Origin of the sequence: Streptomyces sp. S4.7 (assembly GCF_010384365.1) — a bacterium.
Taxonomy (GTDB): Bacteria; Actinomycetota; Actinomycetes; order Streptomycetales; family Streptomycetaceae; genus Streptomyces.
The window spans coordinates 641,121-662,730 of sequence record NZ_CP048397.1 but is presented as its reverse complement, the minus strand read 5'-3'; the positions used below and the strand labels follow the sequence as shown (position 1 = coordinate 662,730).

General features: G+C 71.3%; 22 protein-coding genes. 18 read left to right on the top strand and 4 right to left on the bottom strand.

Features of this window, described 5'->3' with window-relative positions:
• Positions 1-94: 94 nt before the first annotated feature.
• The 3 genes from SSPS47_RS02850 to SSPS47_RS02840 all read right to left on the bottom strand — a co-directional run bounded on the left by SSPS47_RS02850 (position 95) and on the right by SSPS47_RS02840 (position 2,177).
• The gene (locus SSPS47_RS02850) at positions 95-547 is read right to left on the bottom strand and encodes a hypothetical protein (RefSeq protein WP_147875816.1); all 453 of its coding nucleotides are present in this window, start codon (positions 545-547) and stop codon (positions 95-97) included.
• Between the two features lie 576 nt (positions 548-1,123).
• Complete coding sequence (gene hypB, locus SSPS47_RS02845; protein ID WP_164248450.1) at positions 1,124-1,852, bottom strand: hydrogenase nickel incorporation protein HypB; 729 nt, start codon at positions 1,850-1,852, stop codon at positions 1,124-1,126.
• 4 nt (positions 1,853-1,856) lie between these two features.
• Entirely contained in the window at positions 1,857-2,177 is a 321-nt protein-coding gene (locus tag SSPS47_RS02840; protein WP_203557769.1) for a hydrogenase maturation nickel metallochaperone HypA, read from the bottom strand.
• A gap of 199 nt (positions 2,178-2,376) precedes the next feature.
• Between SSPS47_RS02840 and SSPS47_RS02835 the strand changes: the two genes are divergently transcribed.
• The 14 genes from SSPS47_RS02835 (at position 2,377) to SSPS47_RS02770 (ending at position 16,462) form a co-directional block, all read left to right on the top strand.
• Complete coding sequence (locus SSPS47_RS02835; protein ID WP_164248446.1) at positions 2,377-3,432, top strand: hydrogenase expression protein HypE; 1,056 nt, start codon at positions 2,377-2,379, stop codon at positions 3,430-3,432.
• Positions 3,433-3,538: 106 nt separating this feature from the next.
• A complete protein-coding gene (locus tag SSPS47_RS02830) occupies positions 3,539-5,311 on the top strand; it encodes a nickel-dependent hydrogenase large subunit (protein WP_147875812.1) in 1,773 nt (590 codons plus the stop codon).
• Positions 5,304-6,365 (top strand): NifU family protein, encoded by a 1,062-nt coding sequence (locus tag SSPS47_RS02825; RefSeq protein WP_203557768.1) that lies wholly within the window; start codon positions 5,304-5,306, stop codon positions 6,363-6,365. The genes SSPS47_RS02830 and SSPS47_RS02825 overlap by 8 nt, the downstream gene beginning before the upstream one ends.
• Entirely contained in the window at positions 6,362-7,120 is a 759-nt protein-coding gene (locus tag SSPS47_RS02820; RefSeq protein WP_203557767.1) for a DUF5947 family protein, read from the top strand. The genes SSPS47_RS02825 and SSPS47_RS02820 overlap by 4 nt, the downstream gene beginning before the upstream one ends.
• Entirely contained in the window at positions 7,117-7,815 is a 699-nt protein-coding gene (locus tag SSPS47_RS02815) for a DUF6084 family protein (protein ID WP_164248444.1), read from the top strand. Before SSPS47_RS02820 ends, SSPS47_RS02815 begins: the two co-directional genes overlap by 4 nt.
• Positions 7,812-9,293: a hypothetical protein gene (locus SSPS47_RS02810; protein WP_203557766.1), complete on the top strand. Its 1,482-nt coding sequence runs from the start codon at positions 7,812-7,814 to the stop codon at positions 9,291-9,293. The genes SSPS47_RS02815 and SSPS47_RS02810 overlap by 4 nt, the downstream gene beginning before the upstream one ends.
• 145 nt (positions 9,294-9,438) lie before the next feature.
• A complete protein-coding gene (locus tag SSPS47_RS02805) occupies positions 9,439-9,645 on the top strand; it encodes a hypothetical protein (protein ID WP_147875810.1) in 207 nt (68 codons plus the stop codon).
• 55 nt (positions 9,646-9,700) lie between these two features.
• Positions 9,701-10,018, top strand: a complete 318-nt coding sequence (locus SSPS47_RS02800; protein WP_164248442.1) for a hypothetical protein — start codon at positions 9,701-9,703, stop codon at positions 10,016-10,018.
• A gap of 1 nt (position 10,019) precedes the next feature.
• Entirely contained in the window at positions 10,020-10,553 is a 534-nt protein-coding gene (locus SSPS47_RS02795) for a hydrogenase maturation protease (protein WP_147875808.1), read from the top strand.
• A 2-nt stretch (positions 10,554-10,555) separates the two neighbouring features.
• The gene (gene hypF, locus SSPS47_RS02790; RefSeq protein ID WP_164248440.1) at positions 10,556-13,177 is read left to right on the top strand and encodes a carbamoyltransferase HypF; all 2,622 of its coding nucleotides are present in this window, start codon (positions 10,556-10,558) and stop codon (positions 13,175-13,177) included.
• 43 nt (positions 13,178-13,220) lie between these two features.
• Positions 13,221-13,523 carry a HypC/HybG/HupF family hydrogenase formation chaperone gene (locus SSPS47_RS02785; RefSeq protein WP_147875806.1) on the top strand — a complete coding sequence of 101 codons (303 nt, stop codon included), beginning with the start codon at positions 13,221-13,223 and terminating at the stop codon, positions 13,521-13,523.
• The gene (gene hypD / locus SSPS47_RS02780) at positions 13,520-14,623 is read left to right on the top strand and encodes a hydrogenase formation protein HypD (RefSeq protein ID WP_164248438.1); all 1,104 of its coding nucleotides are present in this window, start codon (positions 13,520-13,522) and stop codon (positions 14,621-14,623) included. The genes SSPS47_RS02785 and hypD overlap by 4 nt, the downstream gene beginning before the upstream one ends.
• Positions 14,624-14,739: 116 nt before the next feature.
• A complete protein-coding gene (gene hypE / locus SSPS47_RS02775; RefSeq protein WP_164254360.1) occupies positions 14,740-15,732 on the top strand; it encodes a hydrogenase expression/formation protein HypE in 993 nt (330 codons plus the stop codon).
• A 1-nt stretch (position 15,733) separates the two neighbouring features.
• Complete coding sequence (locus tag SSPS47_RS02770; protein ID WP_164248436.1) at positions 15,734-16,462, top strand: DUF6390 family protein; 729 nt, start codon at positions 15,734-15,736, stop codon at positions 16,460-16,462.
• Here SSPS47_RS02770 and bla read toward each other — a convergent pair.
• Complete coding sequence (gene bla, locus SSPS47_RS02765; RefSeq protein ID WP_164248434.1) at positions 16,446-17,423, bottom strand: class A beta-lactamase; 978 nt, start codon at positions 17,421-17,423, stop codon at positions 16,446-16,448. The two genes, SSPS47_RS02770 and bla, sit on opposite strands and share 17 nt — an antisense overlap.
• A gap of 242 nt (positions 17,424-17,665) precedes the next feature.
• Between bla and SSPS47_RS02760 the strand changes: the two genes are divergently transcribed.
• The 4 genes from SSPS47_RS02760 to SSPS47_RS02745 all read left to right on the top strand — a co-directional run bounded on the left by SSPS47_RS02760 (position 17,666) and on the right by SSPS47_RS02745 (position 21,586).
• A complete protein-coding gene (locus tag SSPS47_RS02760; RefSeq protein WP_239064749.1) occupies positions 17,666-18,592 on the top strand; it encodes a LysR family transcriptional regulator in 927 nt (308 codons plus the stop codon).
• Positions 18,589-19,515: a serine hydrolase gene (locus tag SSPS47_RS02755; protein ID WP_164248430.1), complete on the top strand. Its 927-nt coding sequence runs from the start codon at positions 18,589-18,591 to the stop codon at positions 19,513-19,515. Before SSPS47_RS02760 ends, SSPS47_RS02755 begins: the two co-directional genes overlap by 4 nt.
• Before the next feature lie 102 nt (positions 19,516-19,617).
• A complete protein-coding gene (locus tag SSPS47_RS02750; protein WP_164248428.1) occupies positions 19,618-20,559 on the top strand; it encodes a hypothetical protein in 942 nt (313 codons plus the stop codon).
• A 301-nt stretch (positions 20,560-20,860) separates the two neighbouring features.
• On the top strand, positions 20,861-21,586 hold the full coding sequence (locus tag SSPS47_RS02745) for a cation:proton antiporter (RefSeq protein ID WP_164248426.1): 726 nt from the start codon (positions 20,861-20,863) through the stop codon (positions 21,584-21,586).
• Positions 21,587-21,610 lie beyond the last annotated feature (24 nt).

Genomic DNA, 21,610 nt, shown 5'->3' with positions numbered 1-21,610 from the left:
AACCCCTCCCGGTTCGAGCCCCGATCTCGCCAGGGAACGCGCCCCCATCCTAGGAGGGTGGACCGCGGGCGCACCACCGCGAGTTCCGGAGATGTCACGGCTGGGAAGCGTGGTGCTCCAGTTGTCTCAGTGCCGTGTCGGAGAACTGCCGCCGGGCCGTCAGGAGGGACGCGGTCACCGTCGGAATGTCGATACCCATCAGATCGGCTATGGCCTCGGGCGTCATGGAGAGCCGCCAGCGCAGCAGCGCGGTGTCCGCCGTGTTCTGGGAAAGGGCGTGGTACAGCCGCCCGACCGCCGGATCCTGTCCGGCCGCCGTGTCCCGGCTCGCCGCCTGGATCTGCGCGCGCAACTGCTGCCAGGCGTCCGCCGCGGGGCGCGCGTTGCGCAGGAGTTCGCTCCACCGGCCCGCAACGGCCGAGATGGTCGCGTCGACGGCTGCCTCGCTCGCGCTCTCGTCGAGCAGTCTGGCCCGTGCGTAGGACAGGTAATGAATTCTGTGCAGCTGCACGAATGCGGCGAGGCCGAGGAGACTGCGCTGATTCACCGGCCGGCTACGGGCACCGGTGACACGGAGGGCTCGGGGGCGCGGATTCAACACGTCTCCTTCCGGTGGCTCATCGCGAAACGCGGTCCACCGCTCCGCAAGGGGAATCGCTACGGAAATACCCGACGAACCGATGGGCCCCTTACTCGGAGCTGTGACGACCGTACCGTGTGCCACTGCGCGGTCGGCACGAATGCCCCGTCATGCAAAGTCAGATTGCAAAGACATGCCGACGGGCGCTCCCGCCCCATGAATGCGCAACCGAATTCGGATTCCGTACACATCCTCGGTCCGGGGCCCGACGTGGCGCGCGGCAGGATGGCGACGCGGTCGAGCGCCGCATGGGACGCCGTCGCCTCCCGCGCCGTCGACGGCGAGGCCGGCGGGGACCATCTGCCGCGACAACACCACGACCCACACGGCGGAACCCCCGAACCGGGGCGTGGTGGCAGGTCGACCTGGAGCGGTCCCACGGCATCGACACCGTCGAGATCCGGAACCGCACCGACTGGAGGCGCGTACCGCACCCGGGGTGACGGCCGTCCACCTGAAGGACCGGGCGGGGCGCTCTCCGGCTCAGTCCTGCTCGGCCACCCAGTCGTACCAGCTCCGCGTCCCCTCGCCCGTCGTCGCCGACAGCGTCAGCATCGTCAGGCCCGGGTTGACGGAGCGGGCGTACTCCTCGCAGCGGGCGACGTCGAAGTCGACGTAGGGCAGCAGGTCGATCTTGTTGACGATCACCAGATCCGCGGCGGCGAAGATATAGGGGTACTTGAGCGGCTTGTCCGTGCCCTCGGTCACCGAGATGATCACGACCCGGCTCCGCTCCCCGAGGTCGAAGAGGGCGGGGCAGACCAGGTTGCCCACGTTCTCGACCAGGACGAGCGATCCGGTCGGCGGTGTCAGGGTCGTGAGCGCGTCCCGCATCATCTCCGCGTCCAGATGGCAGCCCGCGCCGGTGTTGACCTGGACCACGGTGCTGCCCGCCCGCTTGATCCGGTCGGCGTCGAGCGTCGTCTCCTGGTCGCCCTCGATGACCGAGACCGGGCGCCGTCCGGCGAAGTCCCGGATGGTGCGCTCCAGGAGAGTGGTCTTGCCTGCGCCCGGCGAACTCATCATGTTCACCGCCACGATGCCCTGTTCGGCGAGCCAGGCACGGTTGCCGGCGGCCAGGCCCTCGTTCTTGGCGAGGACCCGCTGTTCGAGGGTGATGGTCTCGCCGCCGTGCGGGTGCGTGTGGGGTACGGCGATCCGCGTCCCGCCGCCCCCTTCGCCTCCGCCGGAGCAACCGCACGTACCGCACATAGGGTCAGCCCACTCTCATGGAGATGATCTGGAGTTCCTGTCCCGACGTGATCCGCACGTCGGCGCTCCCGCACGGACACAGCAATACAAGATCGGCCAGCGTGAAGTCCCGCGAACACGCCACGCAGTGCGCCGTTCCCGGAGGTTGTTCGATCTCCAGGGCGGCGCCTTCGGCGACCGTGCCCGCGGTGGTCAGATCGAAGCAGAACCGCATCGAATCGGGGACCACCGCCGTCAGAGCTCCCACGCGGACGCTGACCGTGCGCACCGGCCTGCCCGCCGCGCGCTCGCACACCGCGTCGACAATGCTCTGAGTGATTGACAATTCATGCATTCGACCGTCCAGCCTTCCCCGTAATTCACTCGATCGGCTCTGATTCGCCGGCGCGAAAAGCAGGGCCGCCCGGACGAAACCCGTGTTGACAGAACGCTCTGCCGGATCGTAGATGGTAGCAATGTGAGCGACGCCACACCCATGAGGTTCATGGGTATCGGGTGGGCCAATCCCGGAAGGCAGCGGTGCTATGCCGACAGAAGCGGCGAAAAAAGCAGAGGACACGCTGATTCACGTTCTGTGGATCAATGCCGGACTGAGCTGTGACGGGGATTCGGTCGCACTGACCGCCGCGACCCAGCCCAGTATCGAGGAGATCGCACTCGGCGCGCTGCCCGGTCTTCCGCGGATCGCCGTGCACTGGCCGCTGATCGATTTCGAATGCGGGCCCAACGGCGGCGCGGACGACTTCCTGGAGTGGTTCTTCAAGGCGGACCGCGGGGAACTGGAGCCCTTCGTCCTGGTCGTCGAAGGCTCCATTCCCAACGAGAAGCTGAAGGAAGAGGGTTACTGGTCGGGCTTCGGGAACGACCCGGCGACCGGGCAGCCTATGACCACCAGCGAGTGGCTCGACCGGCTGACACCGAAGGCCACGGCTGTCGTCGCGGTCGGCACGTGCGCGACCTACGGCGGCATCCACGCCATGGCTGGCAATCCCACCGGCGCCATGGGAGTGCCCGACTACCTGGGCTGGGACTGGAAGTCCAAGGCCGGGATCCCCATCGTGTGCGTCCCCGGCTGCCCCATCCAGCCGGACAACCTCTCGGAGACGCTCACCTATCTGCTCTACATGGCCACCGACCAGGCCCCGATGATCCCCCTCGACGACGCGCTGCGTCCGACCTGGCTGTTCGGCCAGACCGTGCACGAGGGCTGCGACCGGGCCGGCTACTACGAGCAGGGCGACTTCGCGACGGAGTACGGCTCACCCAAGTGCATCGTAAAACTCGGCTGCTGGGGCCCCGCGGTCAAGTGCAACGTGCCCAAGCGCGGCTGGATGAACGGCATCGGTGGCTGCCCCAACGTCGGCGGCATCTGCATCGGCTGCACCATGCCGGGATTCCCGGACAAATTCATGCCGTTCATGGACGAGCCCCCGGGCGGAAAACTCTCCACGAATGCCGTCGGAATGTACGGGGCGACCATGCGGCGCCTGCGCGGCATCACGACACACACACTCGACCGCGAGCCCAAATGGCGCAGACGCGGTAAGCAGCTCACCACGGGTGCCACGCGCACCTGGTAGTCCGATCCGAAAGGTGCCCCATCGGCCGCGAATCGACCGGCCGGTGGGGCACCCACCTGGTAACTCATCGCTCGACGAACAGCGACACGGAAGAAGAGGCGGCCCCATGACGGCGACGAGCCAGGGCAAGGACGAACTGGTGGAGATGGCGTGGGATCCCATCACCCGAATCGTCGGGAGTCTGGGCATCTACACGAAGATCGACTTCAAGCAGAAGGTCGTCGCCGAGTGCCACAGCACCAGCTCGATCTTCCGCGGCTATTCGGTCTTCATGAAGGGCAAGGACCCACGCGACGCCCACTTCATCACCAGCCGCATCTGCGGAATCTGCGGCGACAACCACGCCACTTGTTCCTGTTACGCGCAGAACATGGCGTACGGCGTGAAGCCGCCGCATCTCGGTGAGTGGATCGTGAATCTCGGCGAGGCCGCCGAGTACATGTTCGACCACAACATCTTCCAGGAGAACCTGGTAGGGGTCGACTACTGCGAGAAAATGGTCGCCGAGACCAACCCCGGCGTACTGGAGCAGGCCAACCGCACCGTTTCGCCGCACGCGGACGACCACGGGTACCGGACCATCGGCGACATCATGCGCTCGCTGAACCCCTTCACCGGCGAGTTCTACCGCGAAGCCCTCCAGGTCAGCCGTATGACGCGCGAGATGTTCTGCCTCATGGAGGGCCGCCACGTGCACCCCTCCACGCTCTACCCCGGCGGGGTGGGCACGGTGGCGACCATCCAGCTGATGACGGACTACATCACCCGCCTCCAGCGCTACGTGGAGTTCATGAAGAAGGTCGTGCCCATGCACGACGACCTGTTCGACTTCTTCTACGAGGCGCTGCCCGGCTACGAGAAGGTCGGCAACCGCCGTATCCTGCTGGGCTGCTGGGGCTCCTTCCAGGACCCCGAGCACTGCAACTTCGAGTACAAGGACATGACCGACTGGGGCCGGAAGATGTACGTGACCCCCGGCGTCGTCGTGGACGGCAAACTTGTCACCACCGACCTGGTGAAGATCAACCTCGGCATCCGCATCCTGCTCGGCTCGTCGTACTACAACGACTGGGAAGAGCAGGAGATGTTCGTGACCCACGACCCGCTCGGCAATCCGGTCGACCGGCGGCACCCGTGGAACCAGCACACCAACCCGCAGCCGCAGAAGCGCGACCTGGGCGACAAGTACAGCTGGGTCATGTCACCGCGCTGGTTCGACGGCAAGGACTACCTCGCGCTCGACACCGGCGGTGGCCCGCTCGCCCGGCTGTGGGTCACCGCACTGGCCGGCCTCGTCGACATCGGCTACATCCAGGCCACCGGCAAGAGCGTCAAGATCAACCTTCCCAAGACCGCGCTCAAGGGCCCGGTCGAGCTGGAATGGCACGTCCCGCGCTGGAGCAACACCATCGAGCGCAACCGGGCGCGGACCTACTTCCAGGCGTACGCGGCGGCCTGCGCACTGCACTTCGCCGAGAAGGCGCTGGTGGAGATCCGGGCGGGCCGCACCAAGACGTGGGAGAAGTTCGAGGTGCCCGAGGAGGGCGTCGGCTGCGGCTTCACCGAGGCCGTACGCGGCGTGCTCTCGCACCACATGGTGATCAGGGACGGCAAGATCGCCAACTACCACCCGTACCCGCCGACCCCGTGGAACGCGAGCCCCCGCGACACCTACGGGACGCCGGGGCCCTACGAGGACGCGGTGCAGGGCCAGCCGATCTTCGAGGAGAACGACCGGGAGAACTTCAAGGGCATCGACATCATGCGTACGGTCCGCAGCTTCGACCCCTGTCTGCCCTGCGGCGTCCACATGTATCTCGGCGAGGGCAGGAAACTGGAGCTGCTGCACTCGCCCACGCAGTCCGCGGGCAGTGAGTGACGTGGAAGACGTCCGCGACATGGTGCGGCGGCGGGCCGACGAGACCCGGAAGCCCGAGCAGCCCACGAGGCCCGGGCGGGCCCCGAACCCCGGGGGCGCGAGGTCCGAGGAGTGGCGGGCGACCGGGGAACGCATCGACACCCTGATCGCCGCGAGCGCGGCCGGCGGCGTGGTGGCACGCGAGCGCAGCGAGGAACTGGTGCGGCTGGTCACCGACTTCTACGGCGCCGGTCTGGAACGGCTCCTCGACCTCGTCCACGAGCACGGGCGGCTCGACGACGAGATCCTGGCCGCCCTCGCCGCCGACGACCTGGTGGCCAGTGTCCTGCTGGTGCACGGACTGCACCCGTACAGCGTGGCCGCCAGGGTCGAGAACGCGCTGGAGAGCGTACGGCCGTATCTCGGCTCGCACGGCGGGGACGTGGAGTTGGTGGACGTCACGGACGAAGGGGCCGTACGGCTGCGGCTGCTGGGCAGTTGTGACGGCTGCCCGTCCTCCTCCGCCACGCTCGCGCTGGCGGTGCGGGGCGCGGTGGAGGCCGCGGCACCGGAGATCACCACGATCGAGGTCGAGGCCGCCGACGAGACGGCCGCCGGAGCCACGGGCCCGCTGGTGCCGGTGGACGCCCTGTTCTCCCGGCTCCACGAGACCGGGCCCGGGACGGGTGCCGGTGACGCGGGCGCGACCTGGGAGCCGGTTCCCGCCCTGCTCGCCCTGGAGTCCGGCGGCGTCGAGCGCTTCACCGTCGGCGGGCTGCCGGTCGTCGCCTGCCGGATCGGGCCCGACCTGTTCGCCTTCCGCGACCGGTGCGCCCGGTGCGAACGCCCCATGGAGGGCGCCACGCTGGCCCGGCGGCTCGGGGGCGACTCCGGTGACGGGGTGCTGAGCTGCCCCGCCTGCCGCGCCCACTACGACGTACGGCGCGCCGGTGCCTGCCTCGACGCGGAGGCGAACGGGGCCCATCTTGACCCGTTGCCGCTCCTGGCGGACGGCGCGTCGGCCTCGGTGGCCGTGCCGTCGCCCGTACCGGCCCCCTCCGTGGTCGCGACATGAGCGCGCCCCGGGGCCGTGCCGTACCCACGGGCCGTGCCGCGTCACCGGTCGCCGCTCTGCTCCGGGTCAGCCGCGGCCGGCCCGGTCCGGCCGCCGGCGAGCGGTGCGAGATGTGCGCCGCGCCGATCGGCGAGGAACACCGGCACGTGGTGAATCTGGAGAGCCGCAGTCTGATGTGCGGCTGCCGGGCCTGCTCTCTCCTGTTCACGGAAGAGGGCGCGGAACTGCGCTACCGCACCGTCCCCGACCGGTATCTGAGCTTCGACGGGCTCCCGTTGGACGCGCGCACCTGGGACGAACTCCAGATCCCGGTGGGTCTGGCCTTCGTGTTCCGCAACTCCGCGCAGGACCGCACCATCGCCTTCTATCCCGGCCCCGCCGGGGCCACCGAATCCGAACTGCCCCTGGACGCCTGGGCGACCATCGTCGAGGCCAATCCCGGACTGGCCGTACTGCGCCCGGACGTCGAGGCACTGCTCGTACGCCGTATGGAGGCGGGCGGCGGCGGAGGGCGCGAAGTGGTCGCGTCCTGCCATCTCGTCCCGATCGACGCCTGCTACGAACTGGTCGGCCGACTGCGCGCGTTGTGGCGCGGCTTCGACGGCGGCCAGGAGGCGCACGCCGCGATGGACGACTTCTTCGAGCACGTCCGCTCCCGCAGCCGGCCCGCCGATCCGGCGGGCAGGGGCGGCCACTCGGCCGCGGGCGACGCCACGACCGTGCGCACTCCCTACGCCGCGGGCGGGACCTCATGAGCGGCCCCACCGCCCCCGGCCTGGAGTTCTCCGTACGGGACATCGTCGCCGAGCCGTACACCGCCGCGCCCCAGCTGACCGCGAGGCTGCGGATCGAGGACGGCTCGGACGAGCGGATCCACGCGATCGTGCTGCGCTGCCAGGTCCGTATCGAACCGCAGCGCCGCCACTACGGCGAAGCCGAACAGGACTCCCTGCGCGCTCTGTTCGGGGAACGCGAGCGCTGGTCGGACACGCTGCGGCCGTTCCAGTGGATGCAGTGCCACACGACCGTGCAGGGCTTCACCGGCTCCACCGAGGTCGACATCGCACTGCCCTGCACCTACGACTTCGACGTCATCGGCTCCCGCTACCTGCACGCGCTCGGGGAAGGGACGGTGCCGATCAGCCTGCTCTTCTCGGGCACCGTCTTCTCCAAGAACGGTGGCAACGGCGGCGGTTCGGGCTTCGGGGTGCGGCAGGTGCCCTGGGACTGCGAGGCGCGGTACCAGCTGCCGGTCGCCGTCTGGCGGCGGATGATCGCCCACCACTTCCCCAACTCCGGCTGGATCAGACTGGATCACGACGTGCTCGCGCGCTTCGCGGACTTCCGTGAACGACGCGGACTGATCAGCTGGGACGAGACGGTGACGACGCTGCTGGCGGACGCGCGGAAGCGGACCGCCGCCGACGAGATCGGCGAGGTGGTCACATGACCCCGGTGACCCCCGCCGCCCCCGTGGGGCTCGACCATGTCCGTGCGATCGCCGACGCGGTGCTGTACGAGGGCTACCTGCTGTACCCGTACCGAGCCAGCTCCCACAAGAACCGGTCCCGCTGGCAGTTCGGCGTCCTCGGCCCGCCCGACGCCGCGCCCGGCAGCTTCGCCGAGGAACCAGGCATGGCGATGCAGGCCCTGCTCAAGGCCCCTGACGACGCGTCGGCTGCCACCGCCGCGGTGAGCGTCCGGCTCCGTTTCCTCCAGCTCCAGGTGCGCGAGGTGCAGCGCCGGGAGCCGGACGGGAGCCACACGACCGTCGGTGCACTCGACGTGGCCGGTGTGTCCGTCCTGAGCTGGGACGAGGCCGTCGAGTGCGAACTCGACCTGGGATCCGTCCCGTTGGGCACGGTGCCCGGCTCGACCGACGAACTGCGCACCGTCCCCGGCGGCGAGGACGCCGAACCGCTGACGGACGAGCACGGTGCGCCGGCCGGGCGAGTCGTACGGCGCCGCGAACCGCTGACGGTCCGCGTCCGTACCCGCACGACCCGCGACGGCGGCTGTCTGCGGCTCTCGGTCTCGGTGGACAACGAGCACCCCGCGACCGCCACCGACAAGGACGCCGCCATCCGCGCCTCGCTGATCGGCACCCATCTGCTCCTGCGGGCCCACGGCGCCGAGTTCATCTCCCTGCGCGAGCCCCCGCACGAGGCCGCACCCGCCGCCGCCCGGTGCCGACAGCGCAGATGCTGGCCGGTCCTGGCCGGTGCGAAGGGCTCCACGGACACCGTGCTGGGTGCGCCGATCATCCTCTATGACCACCCCGAGATCGCCGAACAGAGCCCCGGCGCCCTGTTCGACTCCACCGAGATCGACGAGATCCTCACCCTGCGGGTGATGACCATGACGGAGGAGGAGAAGGCCGAGGCGCGGGCCACCGACCCGCTGGCCCGCGAGATCATCCACCGCTGCGACGCGATGTCGGCGGGCGAACTGCAACAGCTCCACGGCCTTCTGCGCGAGACGCACGGCCCCGCCCGGCCACCTGCCGCCCCGGGCTCCCGCGGCGATCTGCGGGACGCCGAGCCCGCCGCCTTCGACACCGGCGGCGCGCCCTGGTGGGACCCGGCGGCCGACGCCTCGGTGGCGCCCGACTCCGACTCCGTGGTCATCGAAGGGGTCGCCGTCGCCAAGGGCAGCCTCGTGCGCGTCCACCCGTCCCGTCGCGCCGACGCGCAGGACCTCTTCTTCGCCGGCCAGGTGGCGCGGGTGACGGCCGTGCTCTCGGACGTCGACGGCGGCGTGCATGTCGCCCTCGTCCTGGTCGACGACCCGGCGGCCGACATGCACGACTGGTACGGCCGCTACTTCTACTTCGCCCCCGACGAACTGGAACCGCTGCCCGACGCGGACCCCCGCCGGGGTGACGACCTCCCCACTCCAACGGAACACAGGAAGGAGAACCCATCGTGAGAATCCTCGGAATGATCACCACGGGTGCGGCCGCCGCCGTGGCGGCCGTGGTCGTCGCCGTCGGTGTGCGATCGATCCCCGACATCCGCAGATACGTCAAGATGCGCTCGATGTGAGCGCGTGGCGCGAGTGAGAAGAGCATCCGATGACTGACAAGAAGCGTGGCCGCCACGACGAAGAGCCGCAGTCGGAGCGGGGCCCCAAGGGGTCGCGCGACACCGGTTCCGACCAGCCGTCCGCGGGTCCCGCCGACCGGCCGTCCGGCGGTTCCGACAAGAAGTCGGACACCTCCGTCAAACCGGGCGACCCCATCGACCCGGACTCCCCGAACCTCCGGTCCGGCGGCAACTGACGCCGGACCGGCGTCCCGCCGGGAACCCCGTACCCCCAGACCCAGGGAGCACAGCATGGCGAAGGAAGAGCGCCGACCCGACGACATCGACACCGGCGACCGCGCCGTTCCGCCGTACGAGGGCCGCCGCAAGAGGGCCGACGTCGGTGACAAGGAGACGTCGACCAGGGACGGTGCCAGGACTGGCGGCGCGACCGGCCCCGTCGAGGACCCCGACATGAAGTCCGCCGATCCCGAGAGGACCGGGAAGGGCGCCACCCGCTCGCCCGGCGACGAACGGCCCGCCGACCGGACGAAGCGGTCACGGTCCGGGGACGGAGGCACCGGGCCTTCCCATCACGGCGGCACGTCGCGCGCCGAGGACCAGTCCTGACGTGACCGGTGGCCTGCTCGTCGCCGGCATCGGCAATCTCTTCCTCGGAGACGACGGATTCGGCCCGGAGGTCGTACGGCGGCTCGTCGCCGACCCCGGGCCGCCGCTCCCCCCGGGCGTCCGGGTCGTCGACTACGGCATCCGGGGCATGCACCTGGCGTACGACCTGCTCGACGGGTACGACGCGCTCGTCCTGGTCGACGCCTGCCCCGGCGGCGGCGCGCCCGGCGAGCTGACGGTCCTGGAGGTCGGCCCCGACGACCTCGGTACGGGTGAATTCGACGCACACGGCATGAATCCGGTATCTGTCCTGGCAAATCTGGGCCAACTGGGCGGTACGCTTCCGCTCACCCACGTTGTGGGGTGCACCCCCGCCGGCGTCGAGGAAGGCATCGGCCTCAGCGAGGCCGTCGCCGCCGCCGTACCCGAAGCGGTGGCGGAGGTGCGCGCGCTGGTCCGACGGCTGACGGCGGCCGGGCCCGCGCCGCGCACACCCACGCAGGAACCCGCACCCGCCCGGACCCGGAGGTCCTGATCATGTGTCTCGGCATCCCCGGGCGAGTCGTGGAGATCGTCGAGGGGTACGCGGACCAGCTCGCCCTCGTCGACGTGGAGGGCGCCCGGCGCCGTATCAACATCGGCATGCTGGACACGCCCCCGGCCGCGGGCGACTGGGTCCTGCTGCACATGGGTTTCGCGATGGAGATCATCGACGAGACGAAGGCGGCGCAAGCCCTGTCGGGGCTGGAGATGATGGGCAGCGGCGCCCGCGAGGGCGCGGGCGGCGAGACGGAGCACCGACCGACGGCCGAGAGCGCCTCCGCCGACGCGCGACAACCGTGCGTCCGGCGCCGGTTCGAGGTGCGCGGCGTCGTCCAGGGCGTGGGCTTCCGCCCGTTCGTGTATGTCACCGCCGCCGCACTCGCGCTCACCGGCTCCGTCACCAACACCGGCAGCGGCGTCGTCGCCGAGGTGGAGGGCGACCCCGGAGCGGTCGCGGAGTTCGGGCGCCGACTGCGCACCGACCCACCCCCGCTGGCCGTCGTGGCGTCGGTGGCCGAGACGGACCAACCACCCACCGGGGGAGCGGAGTTCGTCATCGCCGACTCCAGCGCCGCCGACCGGGTCCGCACCCTGGTCTCGCCCGACACCGCGACCTGCCGGGACTGTCTGACCGAACTGCGCGACCCCGCGGACCGGCGCCACCGCCACCCCTTCATCACCTGCACACACTGCGGTCCGCGCTTCACCATCGTCACCGGCATGCCCTACGACCGCGCGGCGACGACCATGGCGGCGTTCGAGATGTGCGACGACTGCCGCGCGGAGTACGACGACCCGCGCGACCGCCGCTTCCACGCCCAGCCCATCGCCTGTCACGCCTGCGGGCCCCGTCTCGAACTGATCGGCGAGGACGGCCGGGCGACCCACCACGGCGACGAAGCGCTGCGCGCCGCACGGCGGTTGCTCGCCGAGGGGAAGATCGTCGCCGTCAAGGGGCTCGGCGGCTACCACCTCGCGTGCGACGCCCGCGACGAGGCGGCCGTCACCGAACTGCGCCGCCGCAAGCGGCGCGGCGGCAAGCCCTTCGCCGTCATGGTCGCGGACCTCGACGTCGCCGGGGAGCTGGTGACGGTCACGGACGACGAGCGGGCGCTCCTGGCCGGCACCAGAAAGCCGATCGTGCTGCTGCCCCGGCGCACACCGCCCGTCTCCGGAGGAGTCGCGGAAGCCGTCGCGCCCGGCAATCCGGACCTCGGCGTGCTGCTCCCGTACACCCCTCTGCACACCCTCCTCTTCGGTATCGGCGACGACACCCCCGGACCCGACGTGCTGGTGATGACCTCCGGCAACCGCTCCGGTGAGCCGATCGTCACCGACGACGCGCGGGCGCTGACCGAACTCGCCCCGCTGGTGGACGCCTGGCTGCGGCACGACCGTCCGATCCGGGTGCCGTGCGACGACTCGGTCAGCCGGTTCGTCGCGGGCGCCGAACTGCCCGTACGGAGGTCACGCGGGTACGCGCCGCTGCCCCTCGCGCTGCCCTTCGACATCCCGCCGCTGCTGGCGGCCGGCGCCGACCTGAAGAACACCTGCGCGCTCGGCGAGGGCGGCTACGCCTGGGTCTCCCAGCACATCGGCGACATGGACGACCTCTCCACGGTGGACGCGCTGACCCGCACCGCCGACCACCTCGGGGCGCTGACCGGTGTCGAACCGGAACAGCTCGTGGCCGACTCCCACCCCGGCTACCGCTCCGGCGCCTGGGCCCGCGCGCACGCCAAGGGCCGGGCCGTACGCACCGTGCAGCACCACCACGCGCACATCGCGGCCGTGCTCGGCGAACACGGCATCGGACCCGGCGAGAGCGTCATCGGCTTCGCCTACGACGGCACCGGCCACGGCGCCGACGGCGCGGTGTGGGGCGGCGAGGCACTGATCGCCGACTACAAGTCGTATCGCAGGGCCGCCCACTTGGCCTACGTACCCCTCGCGGGCGGTGACGCGAGCGTGCTGCGGCCCTACCGCATGGCGCTCGCCCATCTGTACGCCGCCGGGATCGACTGGGACGAGAAGCTGCCCGCCGTCGCCGCCTGCCCGGCCAGGGAACGCGACGTGCTGGCCCACCAGTTCGCGACGGGCTTCGGCTGTGTGCCGACATCCAGCATGGGCCGGCTCTTCGACGCCGTCGCCTCACTGGCGGGCGTACGGCACGAGGTGGCGTACGAGGCGGAGGCCGCGATCGCGCTGGAGGGGCTGGCCAGATCGGCGGCGGGGGAGCCCGGACCGGACGCCGACGCCTACGCGTTCGCCCTCGTGTACCCGGCGGACCCCGGTGAGCCGGTCGTCGCCGACCCCGGCCCGGTGATCCGGGCGGTGGTCTCCGACGTGAGCGCGGGGACCTCGCCGGAGCTGGTCGCCGCGCGTTTCCACGCGGCCGTCGCGGTCCTCACCGTCGACCTCGCGGAGCTGTTCCGGCGGCGGACCGGGCTCGGTGCGGTGGCTCTGGGAGGCGGGGTATTCCAGAACGCCGTCCTGCTGGCATCGACCGAACGGGCCCTGCAAGCAAGGGACTTCACGGTCCTGCGTCCCGTTCTGCTGCCGCCCAACGACGGCGGCGTGGCTTTCGGGCAACTGCTGGTCGCGGCGTCCGGCTGACCCGGCGCCGGAGTCACCCATCCAGAGAGAAGGAAGCGACACCATGTGTCTGGCAGTCCCCGGGCGGGTGCTCAGCACCGCCGAGGCCGACGGCGTCCTGATGGCCCAGGTCGACTTCGGCGGCGTACGCAAGGAGGTCTGCCTCCAGTACATCCCCGACGCGGAGATCGGCGAATACGTCGTCGTCCACGTCGGCTTCGCCATCCAGCGGCTCGACGAGGCGTCGGCCCGGCAGACGCTGGCGAACTTCGAGCAGCTCGGGCTCCTTGAGGAGGAGTTCGGTGACGGTTTCGAACTCGCCGCAAGGCAGCGGGAATCAGTGGAAGCGGAAGGCAGCGGACTGTGAAGTACCTCGACGAGTTCAGCGACCCCGGCCTCGCCAGACGGCTGGTCGACGAGATCCACGCGGCCACCACCCGCCCCTGGGCGATGATGGAGGTCTGCGGCGGCCAGACCCACTCGATCATCCGGCACGGCATCGACCAACTGCTGCCCGACGGGGTGGAGATGATCCACGGGCCGGGCTGCCCGGTCTGTGTGACCCCGCTGGAGATCATCGACCGGGCACTGGCGATCGCGGCCCGGCCCGGCGTCGTCTTCTGCTCCTTCGGAGACATGCTGCGCGTGCCGGGCAGCGGCCAGGACCTGTTCTCGGTCAAGAGCGCCGGCGGCGACGTACGCGTGGTGTACTCCCCGCTCGACGCGCTGAAGATCGCCCGCGACAACCCCGACAAGGAAGTCGTCTTCTTCGGCATCGGCTTCGAGACGACCGCCCCCGCCAACGCCATGACGGTCCATCAGGCCCGGCGGCTCGGCGTACGGAACTTCTCACTGCTCGTCTCGCATGTGCTCGTACCGCCCGCCATCGCCGCCATCATGGAGTCCCCCACCTGCCGGGTCCAGGCGTTCCTCGCCGCCGGGCACGTGTGCAGCGTGATGGGGACCTCCCAGTACCCGCCGCTCGCGGAGAAGTACCAAGTCCCCGTCGTCGTCACGGGGTTCGAACCGCTCGACATCCTCGAAGGCGTCCGCCGCACGATCCTGCAACTCGAACAGGGCCGCCACGAAGTGGAGAACGCCTACCCCCGCGCCGTACGTGACGAGGGCAACCTCCCCGCCATGGAGATGCTGCGCGACGTCTTCGAGGTCACCGACCGGACCTGGCGCGGGATCGGCATGATCCCGGACAGCGGATGGCGACTGTCCGGGAGGTACGCGGAGTTCGACGCCGAGCGCCGGTTCGACGTCGCGGGCATCCGTACCGCCGAATCCTCTCTGTGCCGCTCCGGCGACGTACTCCAGGGGCTGATCAAACCGCACGAGTGCGCCGCCTTCGGCAAGGAGTGCACCCCCAGGAACCCGCTGGGCGCCACGATGGTCTCCTCCGAGGGCGCGTGCGCCGCGTACTTCACCTACCGCCGACTCGAACTGGTCGATGCCAAGTGACCGAGACCGGGACGACCAGCCACGTACCCGCCCCCACGACCGCCCCCGCCGGCGACGACCTCGACTTCGAGAACTGGGCCTGCCCCGTCCCCCTCCGCACCACCCCCGCGGTCGTCATGGGCCACGGCGGCGGCGGGGCGATGTCGGCCGAACTGGTCGAGCACCTGTTCCTCCCCGCGTACGGCTCCGCCGCGGCGGCCGAACTCGGCGACTCCGCCGTAGTCACCGTCGGCGAAGGCACCCGACTCGCCTTCTCCACCGACTCGTTCGTGGTCAAGCCGATGTTCTTCCCCGGCGGCTCCATCGGGGACCTCGCCGTCAACGGCACCGTCAACGACCTCGCGATGTCGGGCGCGACACCCCTGTTCATGTCGTCCGCGTTCATCCTCCAGGAGGGCACCGCCCTCACCGATCTCGGCCGGATCGCCCAGGACATGGGCGCGGCGGCGCGGGCGGCCGGGGTCCGGCTGGTCACCGGAGACACCAAGGTCGTCGACAGCGGCAGCGGGGACGGCGTCTACGTCAACACCTCGGGGATCGGAGTGATCCCCGCCGGTGTCGACATCGGCCCGCGCCGCGCCGCGCCCGGCGACGCCGTGCTGATCAGCGGCGACATCGGGGTGCACGGCGTGGCGGTCATGAGCTGCCGGGACGGCCTGGACTTCGGCACGACGGTCGAGAGCGACACCGCCGCCCTGCACGGGCTCGTCGCCGCGATGCTCGCCACCGGCGCCGACGTGCACGTCCTGCGCGACCCCACGCGCGGCGGCGTCGCCGCCTCGCTGAACGAGATCGCCACCGCGTCGGCGGTCGGCGTCGAACTGATCGAGCGGGACCTGCCCGTACCGGACACCGTGCGCGATGCGTGCAGCCTCCTCGGGCTCGACCCCCTCCAGGTCGCGAACGAGGGCAAGCTGCTCGCGATCGTGCCCGCCGACTGCGCCGACCGGGTCCTCGCCGCCCTGACGGCGCACCCGCTGGGCCGCCGGGCCCGCCGGATCGGCACCTGCGTCACCGGACACCCCGGCATGGTGGTCGCCAGGACGGGCCTCGGCGGCACCCGGGTCGTCGGCCTGCCCGTCGGCGAACAGCTCCCGAGGATCTGCTGAAATGAGCGAGCGCGGCGCGATCCTCTTCGCGCGGTACGCCTACCCGCCCAACGAACTCGGCTACTGTGGCCCCGCGGACCCCACGGCCCTGCTGCGCCCCACGGACACCGAGGGCATCGAGCACGGCGCCCGCCAGTTCGACGGCGCCTGGTGCTATCTCGAATTCCTCGCCGAGTCCTCCGGTCTCGACGACCCGCTGGACGAGCGCGTCGTCGAGGCGTACTGGATCGGCAACGACCTCCTGGACCGGGCCGACCCGGCGGCCCTGCTGGCCCGGATGCGCGACCGCTTCCGCGGCCAGTCGGGCGGCACGTGGCGCGACGCGGGCGACCGCGCCCTCGCCCACCACAGCTTCCAGGTCTTCGACGTCTACCCCTGGGCCGGAGTGCTGCGCTCCTCGGGCAACCCCACGGCGCTGTCGGTCCTCGACCGGTGCCGTATCCGGACGGGCGTGGTCCGCGCGGTCGACGGCGAGTCGGCCACGGTCGAGTCCCGCCCGCTGACCTGGACGGGTACGGCGCTGATCCCCGGACCGCCCCGTCAGGAGTCCGCGCGCTGGTCGACGGGAGGCCGCTCGCTGATCCCGGGCCTCGCTCCCGGCGACCTCGTGGCGCTGCACTGGGACTGGGTGTGCGACATCGTCACGGAGCCGCAGGCGGCACGTATCGAATCGACGGAGGCCCGCCAACTCGCCCCCGTAGATGCCGTGACGGCTACGCCAGGGCGTTGAGGGTGATCCCGGCGGCCTCGGCGATGAGGGCGTCGTCCGGCTCGGCGTCCTTGAAGTCACGGCGGGAGAGGACGGCGATGGCGATCGGGGCGGCCTTCGGGGGCCAGACGACAGCGATGTCGTTGCGGGTGCCGTAGCCGCCGGTGCCGGTCTTGTCGCCGACCTGCCACCCGTCCGGGGCACCCGCCCGGATGACCTTGTCGCCGGTGGTGTTGCGCTTGAGCCAGTCCGTCAGCACGGCCCGCTTGTCCGGTGCGAGGGCGTCGTCCACGACGTAGGCACGCAGATCGGTGGCGAGGGCGCGCGGAGTGCTGGTGTCGCGGAGGTCGCCGGGGACCGCGGCGCTGAGCGCGTCCTCGTAGCGGTCGCACCGGGTGACGCGGTCGCCGATGGAGGCGAGGGCGCTCTGGAGGCTCTTGGGGCCGCCGAGTTCGCGGAAGAGCAGGTTGGCCGCACCGTTGTCGCTGTAGCGGACGGTCGCGTCGCACAGTTCACGCAGGGTCAGCCCCGTGGCGATGTGCTTCTCGGTGATCGGCGAGTAGCCGGCGCCGGCGAGATCGTTGCGGTCGTAGCGTACGAGCCGGTCGAGCTGTCTGAGGGAGTACCTGTCGAGCATGACGGCGGCGAGAAGCGCCTTGCAGGTGGAGGCGTAGGCGAAGCGCTCGTCGGGCCGGTGGGTAATGGAGCGGCCGTTGCCGGTGTCGATCGCGTAGACGCCGAGCCGGGCGTCGATCCGGCGCTCCAGCCGGGCGAACGCGGCCTTCGTGCTCCCCGTCGACGACTCGGTGGAGGACGACGGCGCGGACGGCGACGGTGTGGAGCCGGGACCGGAGCCGGACTGTGGCGCGTCCTCTCGGGTGCTCGTGCCGCAGCCGATGAGCGGGAGAGTCGCCAGGCTGCTCAGGGTGGCGAGCGCGGCACGGCGGGGAACGGCGGCAGTGGTACGCGTACGGGTCGACATGTGGTGGCGGCTTTCCTCTCGGGGGCGCCTGTTCGGACGCCGAGATGCGGGTGAATCGGGGCGGTCCGGTCTTTCCAGGGGGCCTGTTCGGCCGCGGGTTCGCCTGTCGCCGGTCCGTACCTCCTTCGACCAGAGGAGAACAACGCCCGGCCGTTCACGTCCAAGACCGGTATGACTCATGGATCGATCAACCGACGGTATGGTTCCTGGTCGTGGACCTGATAAGGCACCTGCAGAGCTTTGTGGCTGTTGCGGAAGAGTTACATTTCGGCCGAGCCGCCCAGCGTCTCGGCGTGGCTCAACCACCCCTGTCGCAGCGCATCCGGCGTCTGGAGCGGGAGTTGGGCGTACGCCTCTTCGAGCGGACCAGCCGACAGGTGACGATCACCAAGGGCGGTGCGCTGCTGCTGGACGATGCCCGTCAGCTGCTGGCCCACTCCGAGGCGCTGATGGCCACGGCCCGCCGTATCCAGGAGGGCCACAGCGGATTGCTGCGCGCCGCGCTGCCGGCCGACATCACCGGCGAGAGCGTCGCCGCGATCCTGGCCGGGTTCCAGGAGCGCGAGGGCGGAGTCGAACTGGAACTGCACGAGCTGACGACTGCCGAGCAACTGGCCCGACTCGCCTCGCACGACCTGGACGTCGGGCTCATCCACCACCCCTGTGACGTGTCCGGGCTGGAGCTCGGCCCCGTACTGCGCCATGAACTGGGCGTCCTGCTGCCGCAGGACGCCACGCAGGCGCGCCTCGAAACCGTCCCGCTCTCCGCGCTGACCGGATACGACCTGATCCTCTTCCCACGCGCCCACGCACCGGCCGTGCACGACGAACTGCTCACCACCTGCGCCCGCCACGGCTACACCCCCACCGCGGTCCGGCACGGCCAGGGCCCGAGCTTCATCCGCGGTCTGCTCCTGGGCGGCCGGGCCATCGCCTTCGGCCCGCGCGACGCCCACGGTCCGGGAGACCGCGACCTCACGTGGCGCCCGCTGAGCGGCGCGCCGCTGGCCTGGCGTCACTCGGCGGCCTGGCCCAAGGGGCGGGGCGACGCCGCCGTACGCGCCTTCGCCGACACCGTCACCGATGCACTGGGCCGTACCGCCACCGCCGGCCCCGACCTGTCCGCCGGTCCACCGCGTCTGCGCCCGGCGGCGGAGTACTGGATATGACCGAGCCCTCCGCCCGTACGGCCGCCCGTGCCCACCCGCGCGACCGGATCCGCGCCGCCTTCGCCGACGCCGGTGTCACCGGCTGGCTGCACGCCGCGGACATCGACTCCGGCGCCCAGATCGACGTGGGCGCGGACCGGTCCGTCGTCACCGCGAGCGTCCACAAGCTCTGTCTGCTCGTCGCGCTCCATCAGCACGCCGAGACGGGGCGCCTGGATCTGACGGACCAGACCGAGTGCCCGGGGGATGGCCGTACGGCGGGGCCGACCGGGCTCTCCGCCATGCTCGACCCGGCCCGTCTCTCGCTGCGTGACGCGGCCTATCTGATGATGGCCGTCAGCGACAACACCGCCGCCGACCTCCTCCTGGAACGTGTCGGCCTCGACGCCGTCAACGGCACCACCCAGCGCCTGGGGCTCACCCGTACCCACGCGGTCCAGACCTTCCGCGACTTCATCGCCACCATCAGGGAGGACGCCGGGCAGGGCGGCCCGGGGGCCCTGGCCGATCCTCAAGTCCTCGCCCGTATGCGCGCGCTGGACCCCGCACGCACCAACCACAGCACCCCGCGCGACATGACCCGTCTGCTCGGCGCGATCTGGCGGGACGAGGCATGCACCCCCGAACACGGAGCCGCCGTACGCCGTCTGCTCGCGCTCCAGGTGTGGCCGCACCGGCTGGCCTCGGGGTTCCCCTTCGACGACGTCCACGTCGCGGGCAAGACCGGCAGCGCGCCCACCCTCCGCAACGAGGTCGGCGTCATCGAGTACCCGGACCACGGCCGGTACGCCGTCGCGGTGTTCACCCGCGCGGCCAGCCCCGCGGCCACGCTGCCCGCGGCGGACGCCGTCATCGGCACCGCGGCCCGCATCGCGGTCGACGCGTTGCGCGGCCCCGGCGCCGCGCGTGTCCGAGGGGTGTGAAGCAGGGCGACGGACGGAGCGGGCCTCCTGTGCGGTAGTACTAGTCTCATTGGTGACGCTGGATATCCGTCGTACGACTGGGACGCACTGAGCGGGGCGGTTGTGGAAAAGCACGGGGCAGCTGGCGATGCCGAGCGGGCGAGGACTCCCCGCGACGACGCGTCGGACCTGAGCGACCGCCTCGACAGGCTGGAGCGGGTGGTCGCGGGGATGGCCGCCGAGTCGACCGTGCGGGGCGCGGATACGGGGTCGGCGGGGGCGGTCGACGTCGAGCCTGCCGAGACTGTCGAGCCGGCTCCCGAGGCTCCTGAGACCCCCGAAGTTCCCGAAGCTTCCGAGCCCGAGCCGGTGAAGACGAAGCCCGAGCCGGAGTCCGAGCCCGAGTCGGATTCGGTGCCGGTGGAGACGGCGCCGGAGCCCGTTACGTCCGCGCCGTCCGCGCCGTCCGTGCCGTCCGTGCCGTCCTTGTCGTACGACGGCGAGTCGCCGCCGCACGACGACGACACGACCGCTCCGCGCGGGAGGCGTCTGCGACGGCTCCGACGGCTCGGCTGGGTCCTGGCCGGCACCGGGGTCTTTTGCGCCGTCGTGATCGGCGGTGCGGTGATCGGCGGAGGTTCCGCGCCGCCCTGGCTGTCCGTACCGGGCTTGACGGAGAGCGAGGACGAGGCCCCGGCGAACTCCACGGCGACTCCCGCGGATTCGGTCTCCGGTGCGCCGGAAGCCGGACCGGGCTTCAGCGGCGCACCGGGTTCGGGAGACACCACCCGCACCGGAGAGGCCCCGGAGCCCTCGGCCGGCGCACGGTCCGGCGGCAGCGGTTCACCCCGCCCCGCCCCGACGGAGAGCGGCGCCGTGTCGCCGTCCGCGACAACGGGGAGCCCGAGCGCGCCGGAGGCCACGACCTCGCAGTCCCCCACGGGCGGCACCGGCGACGGCGGCGCGGGCTCCGGCGGCCCGACCCCCTCCGACGGCGCCCCGACCGACCCCCCGCCGGACGACACGGACCCGCTCGGCGGACTTCTCGGCGGCCTCTTCGGGTGATGACTCCCGGCCGACGCGCCGCCGGACCGGGATGGTGTCTCGAACGGCGGCCGCGCCCGATGTGCGACCGACAAGCGGGTGGGGGGAGTGCCGGGCGAGGCCGCTTCACGCTTCGTCGCTTACGGCATGATGCCCCGTCATGTGCGCGAAGTCCGTGGTCCGGTCGACCGGCGAACGGCGGTTGATTCCGAGCGTCGATCTTGTGTGGCGAGATCGGATGCGGGGAGCACCGGGAGTGGTTCGGAGACGGTGGCGGTTACGCGGCCGGGCGGCCGATGCGCCGTCGGGGCGCACCTCGCTGATGGCGATCGGCGCACTGGTCGCCGGTCTCGCGATCGGTCTGCTGACCGAGCCGGGTAATCCGGCCGACCTGCCGCTCTACACCTTCACCGCCGGAGTGCTGCTGGCGATCGGTCTCTACGGCAGCACCCACGAGTTGGAGGCCGCCGACGTGCGGGAGAATCTCCGCGCGGTGGTGGTGGCCCTCACCCTGGGAGTGCTGCTCAAAGCGGCGCTGATCTCCGCCGTGATGGTCGGGGGCCCGGAAGCCATCGTGCTCGGTATCGCGGTCGCCCAGATCGCCCCGCTCTCCGTGGCCGCCATGGGTGCCCGTCACCGGATGTCGCGCCGGGCGAAGACCCTGCTCTCGGCCTGGGCCTCCTTCGACGACCCCATGACCGTGCTGCTCAGTTTCTACTTCGCCGTGCCGGCGCTGCGGGGCGGCGGTGGCAGCGGCACGGTGTCGGTGGCGCCCGACCAGGGCGCCGGGGCCGACTTCCCGCTGACCACCCTGGCCAATGTGGTTCCCTTCGCGATCGCCCTGCTCGTCCGGCACCTGGTTCGGCGACTTACGGCCGGCCGGCGTACCGACGACAGTCCCGGTGCCGAGGGGGCGGGCACCCGCTCCGTCGCCGCGCGCCGGGCCGACGTCCTCGCGTTGCTGCTGGAGGACCTGGCGGCGGAGCACCGCCGTCGGTGGGTCGAGGCGAACGGGGCCGTGCCGGGCACACCCGAGTGGGCGGGCTGAGCGCGCGGGGCACGGCCGCCGTGC

Excerpts from the sequence above, each read along its gene's own strand:
- hypB (WP_164248450.1), bottom strand. The coding sequence starts at position 1,852 with ATGTGCGGTACGTGCGGTTGCTCCGGCGGAGGCGAAGGGGGCGGCGGG.
- SSPS47_RS02835 (WP_164248446.1), top strand. The coding sequence starts at position 2,377 with ATGCCGACAGAAGCGGCGAAAAAAGCAGAGGACACGCTGATTCACGTT.
- SSPS47_RS02830 (WP_147875812.1), top strand. The coding sequence starts at position 3,539 with ATGACGGCGACGAGCCAGGGCAAGGACGAACTGGTGGAGATGGCGTGG.
- SSPS47_RS02820 (WP_203557767.1), top strand. The coding sequence starts at position 6,362 with ATGAGCGCGCCCCGGGGCCGTGCCGTACCCACGGGCCGTGCCGCGTCA.
- SSPS47_RS02815 (WP_164248444.1), top strand. The coding sequence starts at position 7,117 with ATGAGCGGCCCCACCGCCCCCGGCCTGGAGTTCTCCGTACGGGACATC.
- SSPS47_RS02810 (WP_203557766.1), top strand. The coding sequence starts at position 7,812 with ATGACCCCGGTGACCCCCGCCGCCCCCGTGGGGCTCGACCATGTCCGT.
- SSPS47_RS02805 (WP_147875810.1), top strand. The coding sequence starts at position 9,439 with ATGACTGACAAGAAGCGTGGCCGCCACGACGAAGAGCCGCAGTCGGAG.
- SSPS47_RS02800 (WP_164248442.1), top strand. The coding sequence starts at position 9,701 with ATGGCGAAGGAAGAGCGCCGACCCGACGACATCGACACCGGCGACCGC.
- hypF (WP_164248440.1), top strand. The coding sequence starts at position 10,556 with ATGTGTCTCGGCATCCCCGGGCGAGTCGTGGAGATCGTCGAGGGGTAC.
- SSPS47_RS02785 (WP_147875806.1), top strand. The coding sequence starts at position 13,221 with ATGTGTCTGGCAGTCCCCGGGCGGGTGCTCAGCACCGCCGAGGCCGAC.
- hypE (WP_164254360.1), top strand. The coding sequence starts at position 14,740 with ATGGGCCACGGCGGCGGCGGGGCGATGTCGGCCGAACTGGTCGAGCAC.
- SSPS47_RS02770 (WP_164248436.1), top strand. The coding sequence starts at position 15,734 with ATGAGCGAGCGCGGCGCGATCCTCTTCGCGCGGTACGCCTACCCGCCC.
- bla (WP_164248434.1), bottom strand. The coding sequence starts at position 17,423 with ATGTCGACCCGTACGCGTACCACTGCCGCCGTTCCCCGCCGTGCCGCG.
- SSPS47_RS02755 (WP_164248430.1), top strand. The coding sequence starts at position 18,589 with ATGACCGAGCCCTCCGCCCGTACGGCCGCCCGTGCCCACCCGCGCGAC.
- SSPS47_RS02745 (WP_164248426.1), top strand. The coding sequence starts at position 20,861 with ATGGCGATCGGCGCACTGGTCGCCGGTCTCGCGATCGGTCTGCTGACC.